The organism is Bradyrhizobium sp. SPXBL-02 (genome assembly GCF_051853065.1).
GTDB lineage: Bacteria > Pseudomonadota > Alphaproteobacteria > Rhizobiales > Xanthobacteraceae > Bradyrhizobium.
In genome coordinates this window covers 3,342,663-3,367,954 of sequence record NZ_CP182474.1, presented here as the reverse complement: position 1 = coordinate 3,367,954, position 25,292 = coordinate 3,342,663, and the positions used below count along the sequence as shown (strand labels likewise).

The following is a 25,292-nucleotide window of genomic DNA, read 5'->3' as shown; positions in this document are numbered from 1 at the left end:
CCATGACCGAGATCAACCTGCTCCAGCCGATGCACGCATCGACGAAGCGGGACTACGTCCAGCGCGTGGTCGAGCACGACAAGGCGGAATCCGCCACCGTCGCCCGGCAATGGGGACGCGACTATTGGGACGGCGACCGGCGCTACGGCTACGGCGGCTATCGCTATGACGGACGGTGGCGCCCGCTGGCCCAGACCCTGATCGATCGCTACGGCATCAAGCCGGGCATGAGCGTGCTCGACGTCGGCTGCGGCAAGGGCTACCTGCTCTACGAGTTCGCCCAGCTCGTCCCCGACCTCAGGATCGCCGGCATCGACATCTCCGAGTACGGCATCGCCAACGCCAAGGAGGAGGTGCGGCCGCATTTGAACGTCGGCAGCGCCGTCGCGCTCCCCTACCCCGACCACAGCTTCGATCTCGTCGTCTCGCTCGGCGTGTTGCACAATCTTCCGCTCGAGGACGTGTTCCGCGCCGTACCTGAGATCGAGCGCGTCGGACGCGGCACCTCGAAATATCTGATGGTCGAATCCTTCCGCAACGAGCGGGAGAAGGCCAATCTGCTTTACTGGCAGCTCACCTGCCTGAGCTTCCACGGCCCGCAAACATGGGCCTGGATCTACGACAAATGCGGGTACCGGGGCGACCATGGGTTCATCTTCTTCGAATGAAACAGGCCGGCGCCGGCCGACCTCATTGCGCGCACAGAATCCGGAAGTGTACTATTCCGACGACGCCATCGTCACCGCGGACGATGGCACGATCGCGGAGCTGAAGCGCATCGCCGCCGGCAACCCGCGCCTGCGCAGCCGGCTGTGCACGCATCCCGATCCCGCCTCGGGCCTGCACGAGATGCTGATCGTGCACCATCGCGAGGCGTATGTGCGGCCGCACAAGCACCTTGGCAAGCCTGAATCGTTCCACGTCATCGAGGGCACCGCGCAGGTCGTGATCTTCGAGGATGACGGCCGCATTCGCGAAGTGCTCGAGATGGCGCCCTACGGTCAGGGCAAACGCTGCTATTACCGCATGCCCGAAAAGGTCTTCCACTCGATCCTGATCACCTCGGAATGGCTGGTGTTTCACGAAACCACCGCCGGCCCGTTCGATCCTTCGCGCACGGCATTTCCCGACTGGGCCCCGGATGGCGGCGACGCCGCCGAGGTCCAGGACTACGTCACACGGACTGGCGCGCTCGCTGCGGAGCATCTGGCGAGACCATAGATTTCGACCGCTTTCGACGATCGCACCGTGAATGATCGAGGACGACACCAGACGATGAAGCTGCCTGCAAAAGCACTGGTTACCCTGGTCAAGTTCGCGGTGTCGATCGGGATCCTGGTGTTGCTGTTGCGCGGTCAGGATCCGTCGACCCTGAAAGCCGATCTTCTCGCCGTCGATCTCAACGTGCTTGCGCTTGCGGTGCTGCTGCTGTTCGCCCAGACCTTCGTCCTCTGCCACCGCTGGATGCTGATCCTCCGTGCCATGAACGTGCCGCTCGATTGGCTGCCCGGCTGGCGCATTCTCATCGTCAGCACCTTTTTCAATCAAGTATTACCCGCGGGCGGTGACGCGGTTCGGATCTGGATGCTGCGGCGGCAGGGCGTGCAATGGTCGCAAACGATCGGCAGCATCGTGGCTGACCGCTTTCTCGGCCTGTTGGGTCTTGGTTTCATCCTCCTGGCGGGATTGCCGTTCCTGCTGGCGCGCGTCCCCGACAATTCGCTCCTGTTCGCGATCGCGATCATTCTGGCGGCCGCATGCCTCGGCGCAATCGCCCTGGTCACGCTGGACCGGTGGCCGCCGCATGTGATCGCGGCCGTGCCGGCCAGGGTCGTGCAGTTCGCGATGCTGATCAGAGCTCCGTTGCTGGCGACCGCGGGGCGAGCGATGCTGATCGGATCTGCCATCGCGGTCCATCTCATCACCGTCGCGACCTGCTATGTCCTCGCGATCGGACTGCAGGCGCCGCTCTCCGCACTCGACGCCTTCGTCCTGGTCCCGCTCGTCATCCTGTCCTCTGCGATTCCCATCTCGATCGGGGGATGGGGCGTGCGCGAAGGCGCTATGGTCGCGGTGCTCAGTCTTGCCGGAATCGCATCCGACAAGGCACTCGCGATATCGGTCTTGCTGGGACTTGGCGCCCTGATCGTCGGGTTGTTCGGCGGGCTGGTATGGCTGATCGCGCCGGAGCGCGCCAGCTTCAGCCCCGACCAGGCGCGGACCGTCACCGAACGAGCCGATGCAGCGCCGGTCTAGCATGGGCGACCCCAGACAAGATCAAGCGGTGGTAGCCGCCGAGTTGCGCCTGCGCACCATCGTCGAGACGTGGTCGTTGCGTATCCTCATTCTCGTGCCTGCTGCACTGTCCATCTGGTTCGTCAACCGAACGGGCACCTACCGCACCCTGCTCTTCGATGGCGGCTGGACGACGCGATTTTACGTCCTCGCCTGGATTGTGCTGACGCCGTATCTCGGCTGGCTCGTCATGGCGACCGGTCGCCTGACGTTCTCGCTCATCAGGCACGAACCCACTCAACGCGTCGACGAGTTCTTCGTCGGCGCGGCCGCGCTCATCTTGACGGGATTTGGCTTCGGCGCTCTCTCCGTCCTGTACCCCCAAATCGTCCTCGGATTCGCGACCCTCATGCTGCTGTGGGATAGCCGCAGCTGCAGGAAGCCGCAAAGATTCGCGCTGACCTTGCCGCTGATGGCAACTTCGCTACTGGGTCTTTGGCTCCTCGTAACGGTGTTCATCGACAGAGCCGTCATACCCGACGTCATTTCGACCGACGTTCAGCAGCTCTATGCGCCCTATCTTGCAGAGGTCGCGAGAAATCACAGCATCTGGCTTGCAGCTGACAATCCCATCTTCTCCGACTTCGAGATCGGCCACGGCAACGGCCTGCATTTGATGTTTGCGACGTTCTTGCCTCCCCACGTCGCGCAGATTGTTTCCTTCCTCTATTTCGTCGCAATCGGTGCAGTCATTTTTGAGCTCGCCCGCATCGTTTTGCCGTGGCAGGCGCTCGGACGCCGTTGGGAGGATGCGGCGATCCCGATTGCACTTGCGCTGGCGATCCTCGGACTTGCGTGGCCGCGAACGATGCCGCGCGTCTCGCCCGGCCTCTACATCATGGAATTCGGCAAGTACCACCTTCAGACGGCGGCGTTCTTTGTCTATTTCCTGCTTGTCGTTGCGCGAACGTCCCAAAAACGCGACAAGTTCGCCGCAGGGATTTGCGCCATCGCCGTCGCGGCATCCTATCCACCGTACGCAGCGCTGGTCTTCGTGATTTCGTCGTTGGGCGCGTTTGCCAAGGTGGTTCAGCGCGACCGATCCGGCTTCATCACCAGCGTGCTGCTGGGCGCCGGGGCGATCGCGGGCTGCATCCTTAGTCTCTCGATCAATTACCTCTACCTCGGAATCCCCGCGACGAATCCATACTCTCTGTTCCGGCACGTCGTTTCACTCGAACGCTTTTCGAAGTTCGGCAGCCTCGATCTTCTGGATTATTTCGTGGTGTCACAGTCGCTGGAGGTCACCGACTTTCTGAGCAAATCGGGCTTCGTCGCCTTCCTCAGGGAGGCCAGGTCCGTTCTCGCGGTCGCGCTGCTCCTCGCGCTGGCGACCTATGCCGTCGCTTTCGTGGACTCAAAGCTTCGTTCCGATCGCCCGGAATCCCATAAGCTCGCGCCGCTGCCCAATCCCGCGGGACTTTTTGTCGTGGTCGCCTATGTCGCCAGCGTCCGGCTGCTGGACATGGCGCTGAATATTCCGAGCCTCATGAGATTGTCGGTCCACGTGAACGCGCTTTTCCCGCTTGCGACCGTCGGCATGGCCTACTGGGGATTGGCTGTCGCGCGACGCTTCAAGCCGGCTTGGTTCAGCGACCGCCTCGCTCCCCATGCCGCTCTCGCTGCCATCTTGCTCGCCGGCACCTGGATGACGGCAGCGCATCCCTGGAAGAGCTTCAAAGTTGATGAGGCCATCACCTTCGTGGGGGGAACTCCTCTCACTCATATGCCTCGGGTCACCCAGGACTGGAAGCGGTGTGACGAGCTGGAGCAATCGACGGGCTCGGATCGCATCCTCGCGCTCAACGGTTATCGCGCCATGGTGCCCTGCTATTTCTCGTCGCTGCTCACGCGCGGCAAGATCATTCATACCTACGAGAGCGACGTCGCACGCGATTTCGCGAAGATCGCACTCGGAAGCGCCGAAACGGCGGAAGCCGCGCTTCGATCACTGGGCGTAAAACTATTCTACGTCCAGAAGAACAATTGCGACTTTTGGGTCAACGGTTTCTCCGACCTGTTTCAAAAGGACGAACTCGTGCGACGTTTTGCTGTTCGTCGCGAGACCCCGGAGTATTGGTTATTGACGTGGACGCAAGGTGATCAATCATTAAGTCCGGAAGACGCGACCGCAATCTCAGCGCTCAGGACAAGATCGAAAGAGATCTACCGGGAGGCATACGGCGTCGAACCATTCGAGGTGGTCAAGCACCGTCTACCACCGAATAGCAGGCGTGGAGATCTCGATGTCCTCGGCCAGCTATCCCAATGCTTCTGAGCCTCGCCACGGCCGCCGGCCCTCTCCCCAGAGGCGCCATGTCCGAGGATCACGAATCGGCGCCAGCATCGGTAACTTAAGAATTGTAGCACGGCCCGTTGCACTATATAGGCTTCAACTGCGCCGCGTACCGTTTCAGGGCGCCGATGTTCCCTTGCTTTCCTGCAAAGAGCTAGAGCCGTGACCGACCATTGCCGCCTCTGCCATTCGACCGACCTGCGACCGGTCATCGACCTCGGTTTGATGCCGATTGCGCATCGGCTTCGGCATAGCCGAAACGAGCAGGAGGAACGCTATCCGTTCGAGGTGCTGGCGTGCGGCGAATGCGGCCTGCCGCAGATCGTCAAGCCGATCGATCCAGACATCCTGTATCGCCAGTTCAACTACAATTTCAGCAGCTGGAAGCCGGAGCCGCACCAGGTCGACGAGCTCGACACCATCGCGAAGTTCTCGAAGCATCAATCCGTGTTCGAGATCGGCTGCAACGACGGCCTGTTCATGGACAAGCTTCGCGAGCGCGGCACCAAGGTCATGGTCGGTGTCGAACCGAATCCGGTCTCAGGCAAGATCGCCCGCGAGCGCGGCATCAAGGTCTATGCCGACATGCTCAGTCCGGAGATGGCCCACGACGCGGTCGCTCAGTCCGGCAAGTTCGACCTCGTCGTCTCGCGCCAGGTGCTCGAGCACATCGTCGATTTCGAGAACTTCTTCGCTTGCGTGAAGATCGCGCTCAGCGATGAAGGGCTGCTGTTCATCGACGTGCCCGACTTTGATCCCGGTTCGACGGCGGGCGACCTCTCGGTCCTGTGGGAGGAGCACGTCAGCTACTTCACCGAGCCGACCCTGCTGGCGCTGCTGGCTCGCCACGGCTTCGAGGCGGTCTCGGTAAAGAAGTACAATTTCAGCGGCGGCAGCCTCGCGATCGCAGCCCGTCGCGCAACCCGTGACGTGACGCCGCCGCCTGCGCCCGCCGGCGTCGGCGAGAAATTCGGTCAGCGCGCAAGGGAGTACGGCGCGCGCCTGCGGCCGATCCTCGCCAAGGCCCGCACGAGCGGCGCCGAGATCGCCATCTACGGCGCGGGCTGCCGCGCCTGCACCTTCACCAACGCGCATGAACTGGCGGATCTCGTCGATCTCTCGGTCGACGACCAGAAGGAGCGCCAGGGGCTGTTCCTACCCGGCACGGGCATACCGATCCGTTCACCGGACGAGCTCGCCGGCAAGTCGGGTCCGCTCGTCTGCCTCCTCGCCGTGAACCAGGAGAACGAAGCCAAGGTCAGCAGCCGGCTGCGCGAGAACGCGAAGCGGCCGCTACACATCGTCTCGATCTTCGCGCCCTCCGACATCTGGAGCGAGCTCGACCGGCTCGAGGCGGCCTTGGGTTAGGGACGCCGCGGCATGGCTGACGAGAAGCTCTTCAATTACTACGAACGTCAGGACGTCCTACCGACGTTCGGGAATTTCAAATCGGCCGCCGAACTCGACGCATATGCCAGCCAGCGGCGCGAGCTGTTTTCAGACAAGCTGGTGCTGCCGCCGCGGCTGTTCCGCGATGCGGAGGTGCTCGAATTCGGTCCTGATTCCGGTGAGAACGCGCTGGTGTTCGCCGGCTGGGGCGCGAACATGACGCTCGCCGAACCGAACCGGCATGCGCATCCGAAAATCGAGGCCTATTTCGCGCATTTTGGCCTGACCGAGCGTCTGCGCGAGCTCGCATTGGCCGACGTCGAAGGATTTCGCAGCGAGCGCCGCTACGACATCATCGATGCCGAAGGTTTCATTTACACCGTGCAGCCGACTGAAAATTGGCTCGGCGTCTTCCACCGGCTGCTCAATCCGGACGGTTTCGCCATCGTGTCGTATTACGAACGCTATGGCGGCTTCTTCGAGCTCGCGCTCAAGGCAATCCATGCGGCCGGCAAGGCATTGTCAGGCCGTCCTGCACTGGAAACGGCAAGGTCGCTGTTCGAGGCGAAGTGGAACAGTATTCCGCACACCCGCAGCTTCGAATCCTGGCTGATGGACGTGCTCGAAAATCCGTTCGTCCGGCATCGGTACTTCCTCGACGCAACGGCTTTGTGCACGGCGGCGCATGCACAGGGATTCGACATCCATTCGGCGTGGCCAGCCTATCGCGACAGCCTGGACGTCTACTGGCACAAGAAGGTTCTCTCCCCGGACGAGAAGCTGCGGCGCGCGGCGCGCCATCTCGACCGCAGCCGTCTCAGCTTCCTCGGCGGACGCAAGCTCTACCTGGTCGGCAAGGCCGATGCGGCGGCGGCGATTTCGGCATCGATCGAAACGCTGGTTCTCGACGTCGATGCGATGATCGACGACCCCTTCGGCGAGAGCCTGCCGCGCGCGGTCGCGAACCTTGCATCCTTACGCGAGGCGATCCGGACGACGGACATTCTCGCCGACGATGCTTCGGACATCGAAACGATCGTTGCCACGCTCGACAGCTTCCATCGCATCTTCGGCGCGATCGGGCGGCGGGATGCGTCGGCGGTCGCTGCCCTCACCCAGACTGATCCGGCGTTCATCAACACCTGGGGACAGCCGGCGCACTTCCTCGTCATGCGGAAGCGCTTCGGGGGATCATAGCCAGTGAGGCCAGGCATTGGCATCATCGGAACGGGGATGGTCGGCCAGATGTGCCACCTCGCCAATTTCGTCGCCAATCCCGCCTGCCGCGTCGTTGCCATCGCCGATCTCCGGCCCGATCTGGCGGCCGCCGCCGCGCAGAAATTCGGTATCTCGCGGGTCTACGGCACGCACCGCGAGTTGCTCGCGGACGCTGCGGTGTCCGCCGTCGTGGTCGTGACGAAGCGGCGAGCCACCGGCCCGATCGTGCTGGAAGCGTTGAAAAGTGGCCGGCACGTGCTGTCGGAGAAGCCGATGGCCTACACGACGGTTCAGGCCGCGTCGCTGGTCGAAGCGGCGCGGCGACAGCACCTCGTCTACAGCATCGGCTACATGAAGCGTCACGATGCCGGTGTGGCACGCGCGCTGGCCGAGCTCGCGCGCTTGCGCACGGACGGCTCGCTCGGACGCGTCGTCGGAGCAAGAGGCTGGTGCTTCGGCGGCGACACCGGCCGATCGCAGGACAACTTCGTCATGACCGGCGAGACCCGGCCGGACGGACTCGAACTCTGGCAGGATGGTCCCGACTGGATGCCGGGCGCGTTGCGGCCTGGCTACGACAACTTTCTGAACGTGTTCAGCCATATCATCAACCTCGTGCGCTACCTGCTCGGATCGTCGCCGACTGTCGCCGAAAGCACCGTCGAGACTTCTGGCACTGCGACGGTGACGCTCGACTTCGAGGGCGTTGCCTGTGTGCTGCAGCTAGCGAACGGGCCCGAAGGTGCGTGGCGCGAGGGGCTGTCGATCGATTTCGAGCACGGCGCGGTGACTATCGAACTGCCCCCGCCCTTTGCCGAGCGGGAGGCGGGGGTCATCCTCGACCAGGGCGGACAAATCACGCGCTTGACGGGTGAAGGCAGCTGGGCGTTTCGGCGTCAGGCTGATGCTTTCGTCGCCGACATCGTCGAACGGAGGACGCCGCTTGCGTCCGGCGCAGATTCGGTGACCGACATCGCGCTGGCCGAGGCGATCTGGAAGCGGCAAGTCAGCGGCCAGGCGTGACACTCTTGCTCGCGCCGTCGAGCGGCAGGATGCCGCCGATCGGGCCAAGCTTGATCGTGACCTCTGCAAGTTGGGAGAGCAATTCCGCAACATCGCAGCGCGCCAGCAACCGACACACGTAGTACTTCCGCGCCAGAATGTGGTTCGGCGCGGCTCCCGGCCCCGGCTGCAGCGAGATGGTTGCCTGCGGCCCCGTCGGATCGAAATGACGGAACGCACTTCCCGGAGCCTTCCGCGCCTCGTCCATCTCTCGGAGGATGTCGGGCCGCTCGGCACGCAGGGCAAATCCGAAGACCGGCTGATTGCCCCAAGCAAGGCGGAGCATGCCCGTGACTTCGGCGACACCGAAAGGCACGTGCCGCGACGGGTAGTCGAAGAAACCATCATCGAGCGCATAAACCGTCGCCGCCGGCTGCACCCGGCTGGCAAGGTCGCGCGCCAAGGCCTGCTGTTTCAGGGTTCTCGCCTGCATGAAGACGTAGTCGCTCCATAGCATGCCGATCGACACGATCAGGCTTGCCCCGAATATCGCAGCAAGGGCGGCGCCGGGGCCCGTCCATCGTTCGGCCTGTCGCTTGAACGCCAGCAGTGTCAGCGCGAGCGGCACGCCGAACATCAGCAGGTGACGGCTCTCATAGAAATGCACGGAAGACGGCCGCAGGCCGGCGATCAGATACGGCGACGACAATGCGAGGAACAAGACCACGGCGAGTGCGAGCGGCACGGTGATCGCGCTTCTGGACGCGGTCGTCTTCGCGTCCCGACGCAGCAGCAACAATACGATTCCAACGAGGACTGCAGCCGCGATGAAGAGCGCTGGAACCTGAATCGCGGCGCGGATCGCGTGGGTGAGGACATCCCTGTAGCTGGCGGCGAAGAACGCCGACCACCCCCGCGCCAACTCGCCGAGCGTCGGAAAATGGGCGCCATAGTGCTGTGCGTAGACGCCGATCCGCTTGAACCAGATATTGAGCGTGCCCCAATAGACCAGCGGAAGCACCACCAATTCCGGATAGCGCAGGACACAGCGCCAGGCTGCGAGCCATGTCCGGCGAACGAAGCCATGCGCCGCGTCTCCGCTCCGCCATATCGCAACGAACAGGCCGAACATCACGACGGCATACAGCACGATCGTCGAGTTGAGCGCGAAGCTCAGCAGGAACACCAGCGAAGCGAGCACACGAAGCAGCACGCGCCGCAGGCCGACGGCGCTGAAGGCGAGCGTCAACAGCCATGCACCGATGAACAATAGCCCGAAGCTGAACACGTAGACCGCGTTCGCCTTGCCCGCCCAGAGTTGATAGCCGGGATAGGTCCAGACGATCAGCGCGAAGCCGACCGCTTCGGCGCGATCGAGCAGACCGAGCCGTGTCGCCGTCAGCATCAGACACACCGCGCCGAAGACGATTCCGGCGAACGCCAGCGATACCATCACGACGAGCGGGGCGCCGGTCCAGTTCGCGAACCTGTCGTAGCTGTAGAAAATCGGATGGCCCGCGCCATTCAGCAGGAAATCGATGTCGATGAAATAGTCCGGACGCGGCTTGAGCACCAGCCAGTCGTCCATGAAGAGGCCGTCATTGAGGAGCATCGGCGCATGCGCAACCAGCAACACGACGATCAGGATGGCTATCGCTCGCAGCAACGGGGGCAAGCTCGGAGGGGAGAGGGAGGACATCGTCGGCGAGGATTCGCACGCCCACGGGACGACCGCAAGGCCGGGCGCCGGGGCTCCCTTGACCGCAAAAATGCGACCTCCTATAGACTTTGCTCTGGCTGGGCCTGAGAGGCGTCCGGGACGATTTTCCACGATGAACATGCTCCCGGGCCCTGCGCAAGCCGCTGCAATTGGTCTCAGCATCGCCTTTCCATTGCTGTTGCTGTGCTACGCGCGCATCGCTGCCACCGGCGGATCGGGCCGCCGCTTCCGGCTGGGCTGCGTCACCATCGTCGTGCTCTACGCGATCGCCTGTCTCGCGCTTCCGGGGCAACGCCAGCTCGCGGACGTGCTTGGCGGTCTCCTGCTGTTGGGGACAGCGATGATGTTTTGCTACATCCTGTTCAGCCTGCTGGCCTGGGGCTTTACGCTGACGCTGCTCACGGCCCTCGTCCAGGCCGAACGTCCCCTCACCCTGGAGCAATGGGCCGAGGCGTACATGCAGGGCGGAGATCTCGGCACGTTCGCGCACAACCGCCTGAAGCTCCTGGTCGGCGCGGGAATGGTGATCACGGCAGACGGCAGGCTGGCCCCGACGGCCAAGGGGGTAGCGATCGCGCATCTCGCCAAGCTTGTTCGTTTGTCGACGGGCCTTGGGTGAGCGGCACGATGTCCTTCGCCGTCGGGCTCATCGCCGTTGCCGTTTTCGCCCTGCTCGCGCCTGCCTTGCAGATCATGGCCCGCGCTCGCGCATGGCCGCTCGGACCCGTCACCCTGCTTGCGATCGCCGCACTCGTCTCGCATGGTCTCGGCGTGGCGCTCGGCATCGTCGCGATTCCGCAATTTCAGTATTGGGACGCCGCATCGATATTCGCATTTTGCGTCATGGCCTACGTTTTCGCCTTTGGCGCAGTGTACAAGTCGGTGTCCCTGGAGATCCTGCTCGGTCTCGTCGACCGCCCCGGTCGGACCGCGCCGCTTTCGGAGATCATCGAAAGGCAGGTTCCAGATTTGTTCCAGGGACGAATTGGGATCCTGGTCGATCGCGGCCTGGTCGAACGGGTCAATTCAGGCTTGTCGGCGACCACGGCCGGGCGGAAAATGGCAGCTCACGTCGGCCGGCTGCGCCGCGCCTTCGGCATCGGTGATACCAGCCTCTATGATTTTTCCGACTAGTTGCGCGGAACACACACATCGCCGGTTTCGTGCCGGTTGTGTGGATCATATCGGCGAGTCGCATTGTTCGTCCGGCGCAGATGACCTAGAGTTGCGCTGAGGGTTCACCAGTAAAGAGTGGCCGGCAACGGCGGTATCAAATGACACCTTCCAGGGCGGCAAAAAGGCTTACGATCGTCATTCCTGCTCTGAACGAGCAGGACAAGATCGCCGACACGATCGGCGGCGTGCTGCCGCTTGCCCGCGAGCTGCTCGACGATTTCGAGATCTTCCTGATCGACGACGGCAGCACCGACGCCACCGGCGCGATCATGGACGAATTCGCGGCCGGCGAGCCGCGCATCATCGTGCATCACAATGCCGAACGGCGCGGTGTCGGTGCCGGCTTCGAATATGCGCTGTCGCGCGCGAAATTCGATGCCATCACGCTCATCCCCGGCGATCACGCCTTCCAGAACGAAGGTATTGCCCGGATGTTCAAGGCGGCGGGCGCCGCCGACCTCGTCATTACCTATCGCGACAACCAGTCGGACCGCTCGGTCAACCGCTCATTGCAGTCGCATTCGCTGCGGTTCATCCTGAACTGCCTATTCGGCTTCTGGCTGTCCGATTACCACAGCATGATCGTCTACCCCGTGAAATGGCTGCGCCAGATCGCGGTCAAGGCGGACGGCTACGGCTATCAGATCTGTGCCCTGATCTCGCTGCTCCAGCTCGGCCTCACCTACGTCCAGGTTCCGGTGAGCCTGAACGCGGAGCTGAAGGGGTCGTCCCGCGCGCTGCGGCTGCGCACCTATTTCGAGCTCGGCGGGACCATCCTTTCACTGCTGCGCCGCGTTCCCATCCGGAACGTCAATCTCAGTCAGATCCCCGCCGACGCGGAACGGACCCCGGCGCGCTAGCCTCGCCGGGCCCTGACACGGGACGTCCAGCACAGGGGCTGCAGCATCCCAGCGCGCACGCGGGACGCCTTCCCGCCAAGACCCTACCAAGTCCTAATCTAAGTGATTGATTTGACTGGCAGGAGTGGCAGGGCTCGAACCTGCGACCCCCGGTTTTGGAGACCGGTGCTCTACCAATTGAGCTACACTCCTACGAACCCGCGTCGCCGCGGATCAGGGGCGCTTTCAAGCACAGAGAGCGGCCGGTTTGCAAGGGTGAACCGCGCCGGCTTCGCTTGTTTGTGCCGGGGGTTCTGGGCCACAGTCCATCGGCCATAACGAAGAACAATCGGGAGTGCCCATGACCGTTACAGCGACCGCCACAGCCGCCCCACAGGCCCCGACCGCGCTCCATACCCCGGCTTTGCCGGAAGCCCGCCCGGAGACGCTCGGGCTGTCGCGGCCGCGTCTGCAGGCCATGTCGGACGCCTTCAAGCGCGAGATCGACAAGGGAACCGTTCCGGGGGTCACCGTGCTGGTGGCGCGGCGTGGCCAAATCGGCTGGTTCGAGGCGCTCGGCAAGCAGAGCCCGGCAGGCGCGGCGCCGATGGCGCGGGATTCGATCTTTCGCATCTTCTCGATGACCAAGCCGATCGTCTCGGTCGGCATCATGGCGCTGGTCGAGGACGGCCAGCTCCTGCTCAGCGATGCCGTCGCAAAGTTCATCCCGGAGTTTGCGAGCCAGCAGGTCGGCATCGTCAAGGACGGCAAGCTGGAGCTGGTGCCGCCGGCACGGCCCATGACCGTTCAGGACCTGCTCCGCCACACCTCCGGCCTCACCTACGAGCACCAGGGCGACGGCCCCGTGCACAAGCTCTACCAGGAGTCCCGCGTCCGCAGTCGCAAGATCACCAATGCCGAGCACGCCGCGCTGGTGGCGAGCTTCCCGCTGGTCTGCCAGCCCGGCGCGGAATTCAACTACAGCCGCTCCACGGATATTTTGGGCCGCATCATCGAAGTCGTCAGCGGCATATCGCTCGGCACCTTCCTCACCGAGCGCGTGCTCGCGCCACTGCAGATGGCCGAAACCGGCTTCTCGACAAGCCAGGCCAACGCCGGCCGCCTTGCTGAGCCGTTCGCGGCCGATCCCTGGACCGGCGACAAGGTCGCGCTGTTCAACATGCTCGAGCAGCCGGTGATGGAATCCGGCGGCGGCGGCCTGGTCTCGACCACGATGGATTATGCCCGCTTCTGCCTGATGCTGCGCAATGGCGGTACGCTGGACGGCAACAGGATCATCGGCCGCAAGACGCTGGAGCTGATGGCCTCCGATCACCTCGGGCCAGGCGTTGCGACCAATGGCACGCTGCTGTCGCCGGGCCATGGCTTCGGTCTCGGCTTTGCCGTGCGCCGCGAGGCCGGTATCGCCCCCTTCCCCGGCAGCGTCGGCCAGTATTTCTGGAGCGGCATTGCCGGTACGTTCTTCTGGATCGATCCGAAGGAGGATCTGTTTGCGGTGTTCATGAGCCAGGGGCCGGGCCAGCGCGACTACACGCGGACCCTGGTGCGGGATCTGGTTTACGCGGCGGTGGAGTGAGGCTCTGCGCTTACGCACCAATCTTTATTTACATTTTCGCTGTCATGCCCCGGCTTGACCGGGGCATCCAGTACGCCGCGGCAGCAGTTCGTTTACGCAACTTCCGCCGCGGAGTACTGGATCGCCCGCCTTCGCGGGCGATGACACTGGTTGTTGGGTGGGCAGGTGCCGCTTCCCTTCTAAGCTCTATCGCGTCAGCTGATCGTCGCGCCGCCGTCGATCACCATGGTCTGGCCGGTCATGAAGTCACCGGCCTTCGAGCCCAGGAACACGGCCGCGCCCGCGATCTCGTCGGGGATGCCGATGCGCAAGAGCGGCGAGCGCGAGGTCGAGGCTTTCAGGTTCTCCGGATTGTCCCACAGCGCCTTTGCGAAATCGGTCTTGATCAGGCCGGGCGCGATGCAGTTCACGCGAATGTTGTGCTTGCCGTATTCGCAGGCGAGATTGCGCGCGAGCTGCATGTCGGCGGCTTTCGAAATGGCGTAGGCGCCGAGGATGGTCGAGCCCTTCAGGCCGCCGATCGAGGAGACGATGATGATCGAGCCGTCCTTGCGCTCGATCATCTGCGGCACAACCATCGAGATCAGCCAATTGTTGGCGACGATGTTGTTGTCCAGGATCTTCCTGAACTGATCGTCGGAAATGCCGGCGAGCGGGCCGTAATACGGATTCGACGCCGCGTTGCAGACCAGCACGTCGATCTTGCCGAAGGCACGGTTGCTCTCGTCGACGAGGTTTTGCAGGTTCTCTTTCGACGAGATGTTGGCGGCGACCGCGACCGCGGTGCCCTTGCCGAACTTATCGTTGATGCCCTTCGCCACCTCTTCGCAGACGTCGGCCTTGCGCGAGGAGATCACCACCTTCGCGCCGTGCTCGGCCATGCGCTCGGCGATCGCGAGCCCGATGCCACGCGTCGATCCCGTGATGACGGCGACTTTCCCCTTCATGTCGAACAAGGTCATGCTTCTCTCCCAGATTGATTTTCGTATTCAGTGTCAGGCCAGCTTCTTGACTTCCGGTCCCGCCGGCTGATGCATTGCCGCGTGCGCGGGATCCGCGATCCACGGCTGCTGATTGACCATCGGCAGCCGCCAGAGGGTGCGCTCGGGGCTCGCGAAATGATCGAGCCGCGTCACCGACACATTGTCGATATCGAATCCGAGCCCCTGCTCCGGCCGGTCACCGAGCGCAAGACCGACCGCCGCCTTGATGGTGCCGCCGTGCGCCACCGCGATAATGTCCTGCCCGGCCGCCTCGGCGTTGATCCGCTCGATGGTGCGGCGCGTGCGGTTGTAGAGGTCCATGAAGCTTTCGCCGCCGGGCGCGGGCTCGTTGATGTCGGCGAACCAGCTCGCGCCGACGGGGCGGCTGGCAATGAACTGGGCGCGGTTCATGCCCTGCCAGCGGCCGAGGTTCTGCTCGGCGAGATCCGCCTCCCGCTTCATCGATGCCGGCCTTGGAAAACCTGCGGCCCAGATCGCCTCGGCGGTCTGATGGGTGCGCATCAGATTGCTCGAATACCAGACCGCCTGATGTGGCAGCACCTTGGCGACAGCATTGAACACATAGGTATCGCTGGTGTCACAGGCGATGTCGCTCTGCCCGTAGATGTTGCCGCCGTCATTGCGCACCGGCGCGTGACGGACCCACCACCACCGCGTGATGACCACATTCGGCTTGTCTGCACCTGCCATCGAAACCCTTCCATCCCGTCTGATGTCGCTGTACGTGAGTAGCGAACGTGTCTCAAGACACTTTGCCGTTTGAAATCTTGTTTGAAATTCCGTCGCACGGCAAGCGTCGTGCGCGAGCAAAAGGGAGAAACGCATGGGCCGCCTGCAAGGCAAATCCGTCATCATCACCGGCGCCGGCAGCGGCATCGGCCGTGCGGCTGCGCTGCTGTTCACCAGGGAAGGCGGCAAGCTGATCGCGGTCGATCGCACCGAAGCTGTGAAGGAGACGGTCGAGGAGATCAAAAAGGCCGGCGGCGTCGCGGAAGCGATGGTTGCGGATGCCGGCTCCGAAAAGGACGTCATCGCAATGATCGACAAGGCGGTGAAGACGCACGGCCGGCTCGACGTCATCTGGGCCAATGCCGGCGTCTCCGGCGGGCTCGTTCCGCTCGCCGAGCAGACCGTCGAGCATTGGCAGGAGATCCTGCGCGTCAACCTCATCGGGCCGTTCCTCGCGGTGAAATACGCGATGCCGCATATGGTCAAGCAGCAGTCCGGCGCGATCGTGCTGACCGCCTCTGTTGCCGGTCTCAAGGCTGGCGCGAGCGGGCATCCCTATGCCGCGAGCAAGGCCGGCGTGATCAGCCTGGTGCAAACGACGGCCTATTCGCTCACCGGCACCGGCGTGCGCATCAATGCGGTCTGCCCCGGCCTGATCGAGACCGGCATGACCAAGCCGATCTTCGACCGCGCCAAGGAGCGCGGCACCGCCGACAAGATCGGCCAGCTCAATCCGCTCAAGCGCCCCGGCCAGCCGCACGAGCTCGCGGCGATGGGACTGTTCCTGGCGAGCGACGAGGCCTCGTATGTCAACGGGCAAGCGTTCCCGGTGGACGGCGGCTTGACGGCATCGATGCCGTATACGGGCAAGCCGGTTTAGTTCGCACTCGTGTCCCCGACGCGACGCAGCGCGCAAGCGATGCGGCGCAGAGCCGGGACCCAGGAAGGCTACGGCGTTCGTTGCTGCATGGGCCCCGGCTCTGCAGCGCATCACTTCGTGCTGCGCAGCGTCCGGGGCACGAGAGCGGGAGTTTTGGCGCACACCTGCCTCCGCATCGTCATTGCGAGCGCGGCGAAGCAATCCAGGATGCATCCGCGGAGAGACTCTGGATTGCTTCGCTGCGCTCGCAATGACGGGGTGGCAGGACAAATGCTACTGTCATTCCCCGCGAAGGCGGGGAATCCAGTACGACGCGGCCTATCGATTGAGCCATAACTGTCTCGGAGTACTGGATCGCCCGGTTAAACCGGGATGACAGCGAGTGTGTCGTTGCAGACGCGCTTCCGCATCCTCGCGGCGCATTTCGCCCGAGCTTTGCTCGTCGTCTCACCCTCAATTGAAAGAGGGCGCAGGGAAGACCGGGTGCCGGCCGGGCACCCACGGTCCACTGTGCGAAAGGTGGCAACAAGAATTTGCACAGCGGCATACAGGTGAAGCCAAACATCCGGCCTTCCCTGCGCAGTGGTTTTACGGCTTATGTCGCGCTCTCCCCGGGGAGCGATGCACTATTGCCCCCGTCACCTTGCGGATGGCTGATGCGCATCGCCCGGTCGGGCAACCACATCACCACAAGACTTGACGCACAGACCCCGGGCGTCAGGACCACACGATTTTGCCGTACGCTGATGACACCGGTCGTATGCGCGACGACCTCGCTCACGGTTGCCCGCCCTGCAAAGCCGTTCGCGCCGACGCCATCCGCGTCCACCGCCGCCCGGCCCGCGTTCGTGACGATCGCGATCCGCCCCTCTTCCTTGGGCCGAGTTACGCGACACATACGCGGTTTCCGAATTTCGGTAAAGCGGAATATTTTATCGGCCTCGTCTTGACCGATGCCTCGGTGTTTTGCCCGACGGACAACGCAAGGTTTGGTAGACCTCCCCGTCATTCCGGAGCGCGACGAAGTCGCGAGCCCGGAATCCATTTCTCAGCGCGTCGTGCGGTCCGATGGATTCTCAGGTGCGCAATTGCGCACCATAGCTCGATGCTGCGCATCGCCCCGGAATGACGGCTGCGGTGTTGATTTGCCCATCCCACCGCCACGTTGGTATGGTTCCTGCAGGCACCTCAGCCTTCCTGCTCTCCAACAGAATATGACAATGCCAAGCTCAAGACCCGACCGCATCCGAAAGCTCCTCGCCGACCTCGTCTCGTTCGACACCGTCAGCGACCGCACCAACCTGCCCCTGATCGCCCATATCGAGGGCTATCTCGCCTCCTTCGGGATCAAGGGCGAGCGCATCGTCGACGACACCGGCGAGAAGGCTTCGCTCTGGGTCACGATCGGGCCGGAGGATCGGCCGGGATTCGTGCTGTCGGGCCATACCGATGTGGTGCCTGTCGTGGGCCAGGACTGGAGCCATGATCCGTTCAAGCTGGTGGAGCGCGATGGCAAGCTCTACGGCCGCGGCACCACCGACATGAAGGGCTATGTGGCGGTGTGCCTCGCCATGGTGCCGGAGATGACGGAGGCGAGACTCAAGACGCCGATTCATCTGGCGATCTCCTATGACGAGGAGATCGGCTGCGTCGGCGTGCGGCCGATGCTGCACGAGGTCGCGAAGAAGACGATCAGGCCGCTCGGCGCCTTCATCGGCGAGCCGACCCAGATGCAGGTCATCATCGGCCACAAGGGCAAGCATGGCGTGCGCGCCACGTTCCGCGGGCTCGCGCGTCATTCCTCGATCGCCCCCGACGGCGTCAATGCGATCGAATATGCCGCCGAGCTGATCGTCGAGATCCGCCGCCGCGCCGTGGCGCTCGAGGCTGCGCGGTCGGCTGACAGCCTCTACGACGTCCCGCATTCGACGCTGCTCACCAGCATCGTGCATGGCGGCGCGGCGCTGAACATCGTGCCTGATACCTGCACCGTGGATTTCGAATGCCGCGGCATCGGCATCACCGAGTCCAAGGAGGTGACCGATGCGATCGTCGCCTGGGCCAAGGCCGAGATCGAGCCGGCGATGAAGGCGAGACATGCCGACTGCGGCATCGATTTCGAGGAGATCCTCGACTATCCCGCGCTCGACACCGCCGCCGACGCCGCCATCGTCACGTTGGCCAAGAGCCTCGCAGGGCGCAACGACCACGCCAAGGTCGCCTTCGGCACCGAGGCGAGCCTGTTCGCCAGCATCGCCGACATCCCCTCGGTGGTGATCGGCCCCGGCGCGATAGCGCAGGCGCATACGCCGGACGAGTTCGTGGAGATGGCGGAACTGGAGAAATGCGCGGGCTTCGTGGAAAGGCTGATCGCGCATTGTGCGAAGACGGCGTCTTAGGCGGCGTTGCCGTAGGGTGGGCAAAGCGAAGCGTGCCCACCACTATTACCTGATCGCGCAAAGATGGTGGGCACAAGCTACGCGCTTTTGCCCACCCTACCAGAGCCAGCCTGGCCGCCTCACCGCTCCTGCAGGGCGAGCCGAACGCCGACTGCGCAGTAAATGGTCCCGACCACCTTGCCCTGCCATCTGACGACAGCCGGGTGGCGGCGAAGAAGTTGGCCGAGACGCCCCGCCCCCACGGCGAACACGACCGTGCTGACGAGGCCGAGCAGCACGAAGACCATGCCGAGGATCGCAAGCTGAAGAGCGGTTGATCCTGACTCCGGCTGGACGAATTGCGGCAGGAACGCCAGGAAGAACAGCGCGGTCTTGGGATTGAGCACTTCGGCCAGCACGGCCTCGCGGAATGCGCGACCTGCGCTGATCATAGGGGCGCTGCCGTTCAGCTCGATCGGCGCCTTGTCCAGCATCGCGCGAATGCCGAGATAGATCAGGAACGCGGCACCCGCATATTTGACGATGCTGAACAGCAACGCCGATGTGGCGATGATCGCCGAGAGTCCGACAATCGCCATCCCCGTGTGTACCAGGTCTCCGGTGGCGATTCCCGCACCCGTGGCGATGCCGACCTTCGTTCCCGAGCTTGCCGCCCGCGCCATGGTGAGCAGCGTTGCCGGTCCCGGAATGAAGACGAAACCGAGCACGATGAGGACGTAAGTGATGAGGGTAGTGTGGTCGATCATGCGCGGGTCTCCCGGAGCGGATTGGGCACACAAGGAATACAAGGACTCGGTCGCTGCGAAAGGCGCTTGCGCGGTGTGAATTGCGAGTCTCGCATTCCGCCTCCTCGTCATTGCGAGCGCAGCGAAGCAATCCAGGCTGCCGCCGCGGAAAGAATCTGGATTGCTTCGCTGCGCTCGCAATGACGGAGACTACGAAGCGTAGGTGCCGTAGGGTGGGCAAAGCGAAGCGTGCCCACCGTTTTCGTGTGATCGCGGAGAGATGGTGGGCACGGCGCTACGCGCCTTTGCCCACCCTACGAAACCAGCCGCGAAGGAAAAAGGCGCGGCCATCAGCCGCGCCTTCGTTGTTCCTACACCGCGCCTGCCTTCTGCGCGTATTCCCATGAGGCCTTTGACAGCGGCACGGTGCGCTTGGCTGACTCCAGCGCCTTGGCGTTGGCGGCGGTGCCGTCGCGGACGCGGCCGGCGATGCCCTGGGTGATGCCGGCAAGACGGAACAAATTGTAGGCGAAATACCAGTTGAGATCAGGCACCGTCATCTTTGTGACGTCGCAATAGATCTGCGCGGCCTCTTCCAGGCTCGGGATGTTGAGCGCCTCGAGGTCGGCACCCTCGAGGCCCGGCATGATCCATTGCATCAAGAGATAGGTGAAGTCGGCCATGGGATCGCCGAGCGTCGACAGCTCCCAGTCCAGCACGGCCTGCACGCGCGGTTCCGTCGCGTGGAAAATCATGTTGTCGAGGCGGTAATCGCCATGGACGATCGAGACGCGCGCCTGCTCCGGCACGGTCCTGGGCAGCCATTCGGCGACCTTCTCGAACTCGGGAATGTGCTGGGTCTCGGACGCCCGGTACTGCTTGGTCCAGCGGTCGATCTGCCGCGCAAAATAGTTGCCGGGCTTGCCGAAGTCGCCGAGGCCGATGGCGACGGGGTCGAACATGTGGAGCTTCGCCAGCGTCTCGATCTTGCTGGTGAAGATCTTTCGGCGCGCATCGTTGTCCTGGCTCGGCAACGTCGGATCCCAGAACACGCGCCCCTCCTCCATCGACATGATGTAGAAGGCCGCGCCGATGACGCCGTCGTCCTGGCACAGCGCATAGGCGCGCGCGACCGGAAAGCCCTGCTTTCCAAGGGCCGCGATGACGCGATATTCGCGGTCGACCGCATGCGCCGAGGGCAGCAGCTTGCCGAACGGCTTGCGGCGCATCACGTAGGAACGGTTCGGCGTGTTAAGGCGATAGGTCGGGTTGGACTGGCCGCCCTTGAACTGGAGCACGACCAGCGGGCCTTCATAACCTTCGACCTGCTCGCGCATCCACGCCTCAAGGCGCAGCTCGTCGAAACGATGCCGCTCCTCGACCGGCTTGGTGCCCGAGAACTCTTCGTCTTTCCTGACGCCGTCAGCCACGGTGACGCTCCCTCTTCAGTCCTGACCATTTCAGGTCGAGCATGATCCTAATCGGTAACCGCTGACGCACTTGCGTCAAGCGGTCACCGGATCAAGCCCTGTCGTTGCTTCAGGTCGGGAGCGCCGTCGGGCCCTCCCTCTCAGTGACTTGGAGAGTTTGCATACTTCCGAAGCTCGAGCCTGGCAATGGCGCGGTTGTGCACCTCGTCCGGGCCGTCGGCGAGCCGCAGCGTGCGGATGTGGGCGTAGTCCTTGGCAAGGCCCGCTTCATCCGAGACGCCGCCGCCGCCGAAGGCCTGGATCGCCTCGTCGATGATCTTCAACGCCATGTTGGGCGCGGCGACCTTGATCATGGCGATCTCGGCCTGCGCGGTCTTGTTGCCGACCTTGTCCATCATGTCGGCCGCCTTGAGGCACAGAAGCCGCGTCATCTCGATGTTGGTCCGGGCTTCGCCGATGCGCTGTTCCCACACAGAGTGCTCGACGATCTTCTTGCCGAACGCGGTGCGCGATGCGAGCCGCTTCACCATCTTCTCCAGCGCCTCCTCGGCCTTGCCGATAGTGCGCATGCAGTGATGGATACGGCCCGGACCGAGACGGCCCTGCGCAATCTCGAAGCCGCGGCCTTCGCCGAGCAGGATGTTCTCTTTCGGCACCCGCACGTTCTCGAGCAGCACCTGGGCATGGCCATGCGGCGCGTCGTCGAAGCCGAACACGGGCAGCATCTTCTCCACCTTGATGCCTGGCGTGTCGAGCGGAACCAGGATCTGCGACTGCTGCTGGTGCTTGGCCGCCTTGAAGTCGGTCTTGCCCATCAGGATCGCGATCTTGCAGCGGGGATCGCCGACGCCGGACGACCACCATTTGCGGCCGTTGATGACGTAATGGTCGCCGTCGCGCTCGATGCGGGTCTCGATGTTGGTGGCGTCGGACGAGGCGACCGCCGGTTCCGTCATCAGGAAGGCGGAGCGGATCTCACCGTCCATCAGCGGGCGCAGCCATTTCCGCTTCTGCTCCTTGGTGCCGTAGCGGATGAACACTTCCATGTTGCCGGTGTCGGGCGCGGAACAATTGAACACTTCCGAGGCCCAGGTGATGCGGCCCATCTCTTCCGACAAAAGCGCGTATTCGAGATTGGTCAGTCCCGCGCCGCGGAATTCGTCGTCCTCATGCTCGCTCGGCGGCATGAACATGTTCCAGAGGCCTTCGGCCTTCGCCTTCTTCTTGAGGTCCTCGAGAACCGGGATCACCTTCCAGCGGTCGCCGCTCTTGTCCTGCTGATCGTAGATCGGCACAGCCGGGCGCACGTGCTTGGCCATGAAGGACCGCACGCGGTCGAGCCATTCCTTCTGCTTGGGCGACATATCGAAGTCCATGGGACGCTCCTCTCTTTCGCTAGTCCTTTTGCCCGGACTGTCCTCCCGCATCGCGTGACCCGCAAGCGCGAATGCGCCGGCGCTGCGGACCCGCCGAAACCCAGCCGCTTTTGCGAACGAGTCCCGATTGCGGATTGACTTTTCCCGGCCTTCAAACGATAGTTTCATACAACTGTTTGAATTGCAACTCCCTCCCCGAGGGCATCCATGGCCAGCGATCATACGAGGTCTGCCATTCTCGCCGCCGCCGAAAGGCTCTATGCCGACCGCGGCTTCGGCGACGTGACGCTGCGCGACATCGTCGCGGAGGCGGGCGTCAACCTCGCCGCGGTGAACTATCATTTCGGCTCCAAGGACGAGCTGATCGCGGAATTGTTCGTCACGCGGTCGATCGCCACCAACCGCGAGCGCCTGCGCGAATTGAAGGCGGCGGAGGAGCAAGGCGGCGGCCGCGCGCCGATCGAGGTGATCCTGCGCGCGCTGGTCGGGCCGACCTTGCGCGGCTGCCTCGGTCCTGAGAACCAGCGCTCGACCGCGGCGCGCTTCATGATCCGCGCCTCGATCGAATCCGTGCCGCCGATCCGGCGCATCAAGAACCGCGAGATCGACCATTTGCGCAAATTCGTCGGCGCGATGCGACGATCCCTGCCCGACCGCAGCGACGTCGACATCTATTGGGGCCTCAACTTCGCGCTCGCGATGGCGCATCACACCATCCGCGAGAGCGAGCGGCTGACCAAGCTGTCGGAAGGCAAATGCGATCTCGACGACGTCGAGGACGTGGTCGCGCGCGTCGTCAGCGTGGCGACTATGGCCCTGACGGCGGGGCGGGCGGAGAGCAAGGCGCCGGCGCGTACATTGGTGCGGGATGCGCGTTGAAGATCGAGCCGCCGCCGCAGCGACGGTGTGCTCCCTCGCCCCGTTCTTACGGGGAGAGGGTTGGGGTGAGGGGCCTCTCTCCGCGCGTGAGACTTTCGAGGCACCTGTACCCCCTCACCCGGATTGCATCTTCGATGCAATCCGACCTCTCCCCGCAAGCGGGGAGAGGTGAAGCCACCACCTCACATCATCGCGATGCAGTCGATCTCGACGTCGAAGGGGCCAAACCATTCCGGCGTGCAGACGAAGATCCGCGCCGGCGCGTCATGCGGGAAGTAACGCGCATAGACCGCGTTGAAGGCCGCGAAGTGTTTTGTGGAGGTGCAGTAGACGTTGCACTTCATGACGTTGTCGAGGGAGGCGCCGGCCGTCTCGAGGCACAGCTTCATCTGCTCCATGATGATCTCGCTCTGGCGCTCGATCGGGGCAACGGCGATCTCGCCGGTGCCGGGGTCGAACGGTGGCAGGCCGGAGACGAAGATCATGTTGCCGGCGCGCGTCACCGGCGAGGCCGGCGCCTTCCAGCGATCGAGGAACGACGAGATCGGTTCGACGCGGAGCGCTTCGCGTTTCATGGCGGCCACCTTCGGTTCGAGCGAGTCTATCCGCTGACTACACTAATCGTAGCCGGCATGGTTCGCTTAAGCTCGAAGTGTGGATGCGGGGAACTACGCCCGCTGCGGCATCTCCTCAGCCTCTTCCTTGGCGAGCAGCAACAGCATCTCGATTCCCATCTCACCTTCCTGCGGTGAGCGGATGAACTTGATCTCGTCAGCGCTCTGCCGCAGCGCGGCAATGATGGCGACGGCCTGATTGGCGGTGGCCGCCTCGGTCGCCAGAACGGCCTTCTGGTCCTTGGCCTGGAACCCGATCGTGTAGGACATTCACTTCCCTCCCCGAACTCAAGTGGAGAGATCGAAACAGAGTCTGAGGCAAAGCGGAAGCCTGTGCGACTACGGACCGGGATTAGCTGGGGATTGTGGGCAAGCTTCACGCAAGCCCCAACATGGCGCGCGCGTCCATGGCTGTCGCAACAGTCGCGCTGCGCCTGAATTCCGGCCTCTCGGCGGCGGGAACAGAGAGCGTCAGATGATGCCCTGCTGCTTCAGCGCCTCGATCTTGCCGGCATCATAGCCGAGCTTGCCGCCCAGCACCTCCTGTGTGTGCTCGCCCAGAAGCGGCGGGGCACGGTAGTCCTTGATCGGGGTCTCCGAGAGCGTCAGCGCGTTGCGGACCAGCGACAGATCGGGCTCGAAGGGGTGGTTGACCTTCACCCGCATCCCGCGCGACTGGACGTGCGGGTCGGAGAACACCTGCTCGAAATTGTTGATCGGCCCCGAGGGCACACCGGCCTCCTCCAGCTTGTCCAGCCAGTAGGCTACCTTTTGCTTCAGGAACAGGCCGGCGAAGATCGCCATGATCTCCTTGCCGTGCACAACGCGGTCGTTGTTCTTGACGAAGCGCGGATCGTTCGCGAGCTCGGGCGCGCCGAGCACGGCGCAGGTGCGCTGAAACTGGCCGTCATTGCCGACCACCAGCATCAGCTCGCCGTCGGCGCAGCGGAACACGCCGGCCGGCATGCCGCCATTGCCCCAGGTGCCGCGGCGCGGCGGCGTCTTGCCGTTGACGAGATAGATCTGCAGCCAGTGCGACAAGGATGCGATCACGGTATCGAACAGGCAGACGTCGATGTGCTGTCCCTGGCCGCCCCTGGCGTCGCGATGGTAGAGCGCCGAGAGAATTCCGATCGAGGCGTTCATGCCGGTCATGTAATCGACGATCGACGGGCCGACCTTCATCGGGCCCTCGCCAGGCTCGCCGTCGATATGGCCGGTGACGCTCATCAGCCCGCCCATCGCCTGCAGGATGGCGTCGTAGCCGGCGCGCGGCGCATAGGGTCCGGTCTGGCCGAAGCCGGTCACCGAGCAATAGATGATGCCGGGATTGATCGCCTTGATGGTCTCGTAGTCGAGGCCGTAGCGCTTGAGATCGCCGACCTTGTAGTTCTCCATGAAGACGTCGGCGTTCTTGGCGAGCTCGCGGACGATCGCCTGCCCTTCGGGCTTGGCGATGTTGACGGTGACCGACTTCTTGTTGCGGTTGGCGCAGAGATAGAACGAATTGTTGTTGTTGGCCTTGCCCTCGGGGTCGGCCAGGTAAGGCGGGCCGAAGGCGCGCGCATCGTCGCCGGTACCCGGCCGCTCGATCTTGATCACCTCCGCACCGAGATCGCCCAGCATCTGGGCCGACAGCGGCCCGGCCAGCACGCGGGTGAGGTCAAGGATCTTGATGCCTGAGAGCGGCAGGGCCGACATGTCGATTTCCTCCGGGGAACTAG

23 protein-coding genes and 1 tRNA gene are annotated in these 25,292 nt (G+C 63.7%); 14 read left to right on the top strand and 10 right to left on the bottom strand.

Annotation, left to right across the window (positions count from 1 at the left end; all coding sequences use genetic code 11):
- The first annotated feature begins 2 nt into the window (after nt 1–2).
- From ACNJYD_RS15460 to ACNJYD_RS15430, 7 genes are all read left to right on the top strand, one after another.
- Nucleotides 3–668, top strand: coding sequence for a class I SAM-dependent methyltransferase (locus ACNJYD_RS15460; protein ID WP_439366837.1), 666 nt, complete (start codon nt 3–5; stop codon nt 666–668).
- Nucleotides 646–1,221 carry a WbuC family cupin fold metalloprotein gene (locus tag ACNJYD_RS15455; protein ID WP_212254934.1) on the top strand — a complete coding sequence of 192 codons (576 nt, stop codon included), beginning with the start codon at nt 646–648 and terminating at the stop codon, nt 1,219–1,221. Before ACNJYD_RS15460 ends, ACNJYD_RS15455 begins: the two co-directional genes overlap by 23 nt.
- Nucleotides 1,222–1,275: 54 nt before the next feature.
- Nucleotides 1,276–2,256, top strand: a complete 981-nt coding sequence (locus ACNJYD_RS15450; RefSeq protein WP_212254933.1) for a lysylphosphatidylglycerol synthase transmembrane domain-containing protein — start codon at nt 1,276–1,278, stop codon at nt 2,254–2,256.
- 28 nt (nt 2,257–2,284) lie between these two features.
- Complete coding sequence (locus ACNJYD_RS15445) at nt 2,285–4,573, top strand: hypothetical protein (RefSeq protein ID WP_349628381.1); 2,289 nt, start codon at nt 2,285–2,287, stop codon at nt 4,571–4,573.
- Nucleotides 4,574–4,753: 180 nt separating this feature from the next.
- Nucleotides 4,754–5,959 (top strand): class I SAM-dependent methyltransferase, encoded by a 1,206-nt coding sequence (locus ACNJYD_RS15440; protein ID WP_439366834.1) that lies wholly within the window; start codon nt 4,754–4,756, stop codon nt 5,957–5,959.
- A 12-nt stretch (nt 5,960–5,971) separates the two neighbouring features.
- Nucleotides 5,972–7,177, top strand: coding sequence for a class I SAM-dependent methyltransferase (locus tag ACNJYD_RS15435; RefSeq protein ID WP_439366833.1), 1,206 nt, complete (start codon nt 5,972–5,974; stop codon nt 7,175–7,177).
- 36 nt (nt 7,178–7,213) lie between these two features.
- Entirely contained in the window at nt 7,214–8,221 is a 1,008-nt protein-coding gene (locus tag ACNJYD_RS15430; RefSeq protein WP_439366831.1) for a Gfo/Idh/MocA family protein, read from the top strand.
- On the opposite strand, the gene ACNJYD_RS15425 is transcribed toward ACNJYD_RS15430, so the two are convergent.
- Nucleotides 8,205–9,866: a hypothetical protein gene (locus ACNJYD_RS15425; RefSeq protein WP_439366830.1), complete on the bottom strand. Its 1,662-nt coding sequence runs from the start codon at nt 9,864–9,866 to the stop codon at nt 8,205–8,207. The genes ACNJYD_RS15430 and ACNJYD_RS15425 overlap by 17 nt on opposite strands.
- Before the next feature lie 166 nt (nt 9,867–10,032).
- Here ACNJYD_RS15425 and ACNJYD_RS15420 point away from each other — a divergent pair, with 166 nt between their 5' ends.
- The 3 genes from ACNJYD_RS15420 (at nt 10,033) to ACNJYD_RS15410 (ending at nt 11,956) form a co-directional block, all read left to right on the top strand.
- Nucleotides 10,033–10,539, top strand: coding sequence for a hypothetical protein (locus ACNJYD_RS15420; protein WP_212254927.1), 507 nt, complete (start codon nt 10,033–10,035; stop codon nt 10,537–10,539).
- An 8-nt stretch (nt 10,540–10,547) separates the two neighbouring features.
- Nucleotides 10,548–11,054 (top strand): hypothetical protein, encoded by a 507-nt coding sequence (locus ACNJYD_RS15415; RefSeq protein ID WP_172783174.1) that lies wholly within the window; start codon nt 10,548–10,550, stop codon nt 11,052–11,054.
- A gap of 140 nt (nt 11,055–11,194) precedes the next feature.
- Nucleotides 11,195–11,956 (top strand): glycosyltransferase family 2 protein, encoded by a 762-nt coding sequence (locus tag ACNJYD_RS15410; protein ID WP_212254926.1) that lies wholly within the window; start codon nt 11,195–11,197, stop codon nt 11,954–11,956.
- A 116-nt stretch (nt 11,957–12,072) separates the two neighbouring features.
- On the opposite strand, the gene ACNJYD_RS15405 is transcribed toward ACNJYD_RS15410, so the two are convergent.
- Nucleotides 12,073–12,148 (bottom strand) — tRNA-Trp (locus ACNJYD_RS15405).
- A gap of 148 nt (nt 12,149–12,296) precedes the next feature.
- Between ACNJYD_RS15405 and ACNJYD_RS15400 the strand changes: the two genes are divergently transcribed.
- Nucleotides 12,297–13,532 carry a serine hydrolase domain-containing protein gene (locus ACNJYD_RS15400; protein ID WP_439366828.1) on the top strand — a complete coding sequence of 412 codons (1,236 nt, stop codon included), beginning with the start codon at nt 12,297–12,299 and terminating at the stop codon, nt 13,530–13,532.
- Between the two features lie 194 nt (nt 13,533–13,726).
- Here ACNJYD_RS15400 and ACNJYD_RS15395 read toward each other — a convergent pair whose 3' ends face one another.
- Together ACNJYD_RS15395 and ACNJYD_RS15390 are read right to left on the bottom strand one after the other, a co-directional pair.
- Nucleotides 13,727–14,494 carry an SDR family NAD(P)-dependent oxidoreductase gene (locus tag ACNJYD_RS15395; protein WP_439366827.1) on the bottom strand — a complete coding sequence of 256 codons (768 nt, stop codon included), beginning with the start codon at nt 14,492–14,494 and terminating at the stop codon, nt 13,727–13,729.
- 33 nt (nt 14,495–14,527) lie between these two features.
- On the bottom strand, nt 14,528–15,226 hold the full coding sequence (locus ACNJYD_RS15390; protein WP_172783171.1) for a histidine phosphatase family protein: 699 nt from the start codon (nt 15,224–15,226) through the stop codon (nt 14,528–14,530).
- A 133-nt stretch (nt 15,227–15,359) separates the two neighbouring features.
- Here ACNJYD_RS15390 and ACNJYD_RS15385 point away from each other — a divergent pair, with 133 nt between their 5' ends.
- The gene (locus tag ACNJYD_RS15385) at nt 15,360–16,145 is read left to right on the top strand and encodes an SDR family NAD(P)-dependent oxidoreductase (RefSeq protein WP_212254923.1); all 786 of its coding nucleotides are present in this window, start codon (nt 15,360–15,362) and stop codon (nt 16,143–16,145) included.
- Nucleotides 16,146–17,365: 1,220 nt separating this feature from the next.
- Nucleotides 17,366–18,544: an acetylornithine deacetylase gene (gene argE, locus ACNJYD_RS15380; protein WP_439366825.1), complete on the top strand. Its 1,179-nt coding sequence runs from the start codon at nt 17,366–17,368 to the stop codon at nt 18,542–18,544.
- A 119-nt stretch (nt 18,545–18,663) separates the two neighbouring features.
- Here the strand turns inward: argE and ACNJYD_RS15375 are convergent, their stop codons facing one another.
- The 3 genes from ACNJYD_RS15375 to ACNJYD_RS15365 all read right to left on the bottom strand — a co-directional run bounded on the left by ACNJYD_RS15375 (nt 18,664) and on the right by ACNJYD_RS15365 (nt 22,075).
- A complete protein-coding gene (locus tag ACNJYD_RS15375; RefSeq protein WP_439366823.1) occupies nt 18,664–19,290 on the bottom strand; it encodes a LysE family translocator in 627 nt (208 codons plus the stop codon).
- A gap of 350 nt (nt 19,291–19,640) precedes the next feature.
- The gene (locus ACNJYD_RS15370; protein WP_439366821.1) at nt 19,641–20,699 is read right to left on the bottom strand and encodes a phosphotransferase family protein; all 1,059 of its coding nucleotides are present in this window, start codon (nt 20,697–20,699) and stop codon (nt 19,641–19,643) included.
- 140 nt (nt 20,700–20,839) lie between these two features.
- Nucleotides 20,840–22,075: an acyl-CoA dehydrogenase family protein gene (locus tag ACNJYD_RS15365; protein ID WP_172783166.1), complete on the bottom strand. Its 1,236-nt coding sequence runs from the start codon at nt 22,073–22,075 to the stop codon at nt 20,840–20,842.
- Between the two features lie 207 nt (nt 22,076–22,282).
- Here ACNJYD_RS15365 and ACNJYD_RS15360 point away from each other — a divergent pair, with 207 nt between their 5' ends.
- Nucleotides 22,283–22,954 (top strand): TetR/AcrR family transcriptional regulator, encoded by a 672-nt coding sequence (locus ACNJYD_RS15360; RefSeq protein WP_439366819.1) that lies wholly within the window; start codon nt 22,283–22,285, stop codon nt 22,952–22,954.
- A gap of 182 nt (nt 22,955–23,136) precedes the next feature.
- On the opposite strand, the gene ACNJYD_RS15355 is transcribed toward ACNJYD_RS15360, so the two are convergent.
- The 3 genes from ACNJYD_RS15355 to ACNJYD_RS15345 form a co-directional block, all read right to left on the bottom strand.
- On the bottom strand, nt 23,137–23,529 hold the full coding sequence (locus tag ACNJYD_RS15355; protein WP_212260369.1) for a RidA family protein: 393 nt from the start codon (nt 23,527–23,529) through the stop codon (nt 23,137–23,139).
- A gap of 93 nt (nt 23,530–23,622) precedes the next feature.
- Nucleotides 23,623–23,838, bottom strand: a complete 216-nt coding sequence (locus tag ACNJYD_RS15350) for a hypothetical protein (RefSeq protein WP_025037058.1) — start codon at nt 23,836–23,838, stop codon at nt 23,623–23,625.
- Between the two features lie 201 nt (nt 23,839–24,039).
- Nucleotides 24,040–25,269, bottom strand: coding sequence for a CaiB/BaiF CoA transferase family protein (locus ACNJYD_RS15345; RefSeq protein ID WP_439366816.1), 1,230 nt, complete (start codon nt 25,267–25,269; stop codon nt 24,040–24,042).
- Between the last annotated feature and the right edge of the window lie 23 nt (nt 25,270–25,292).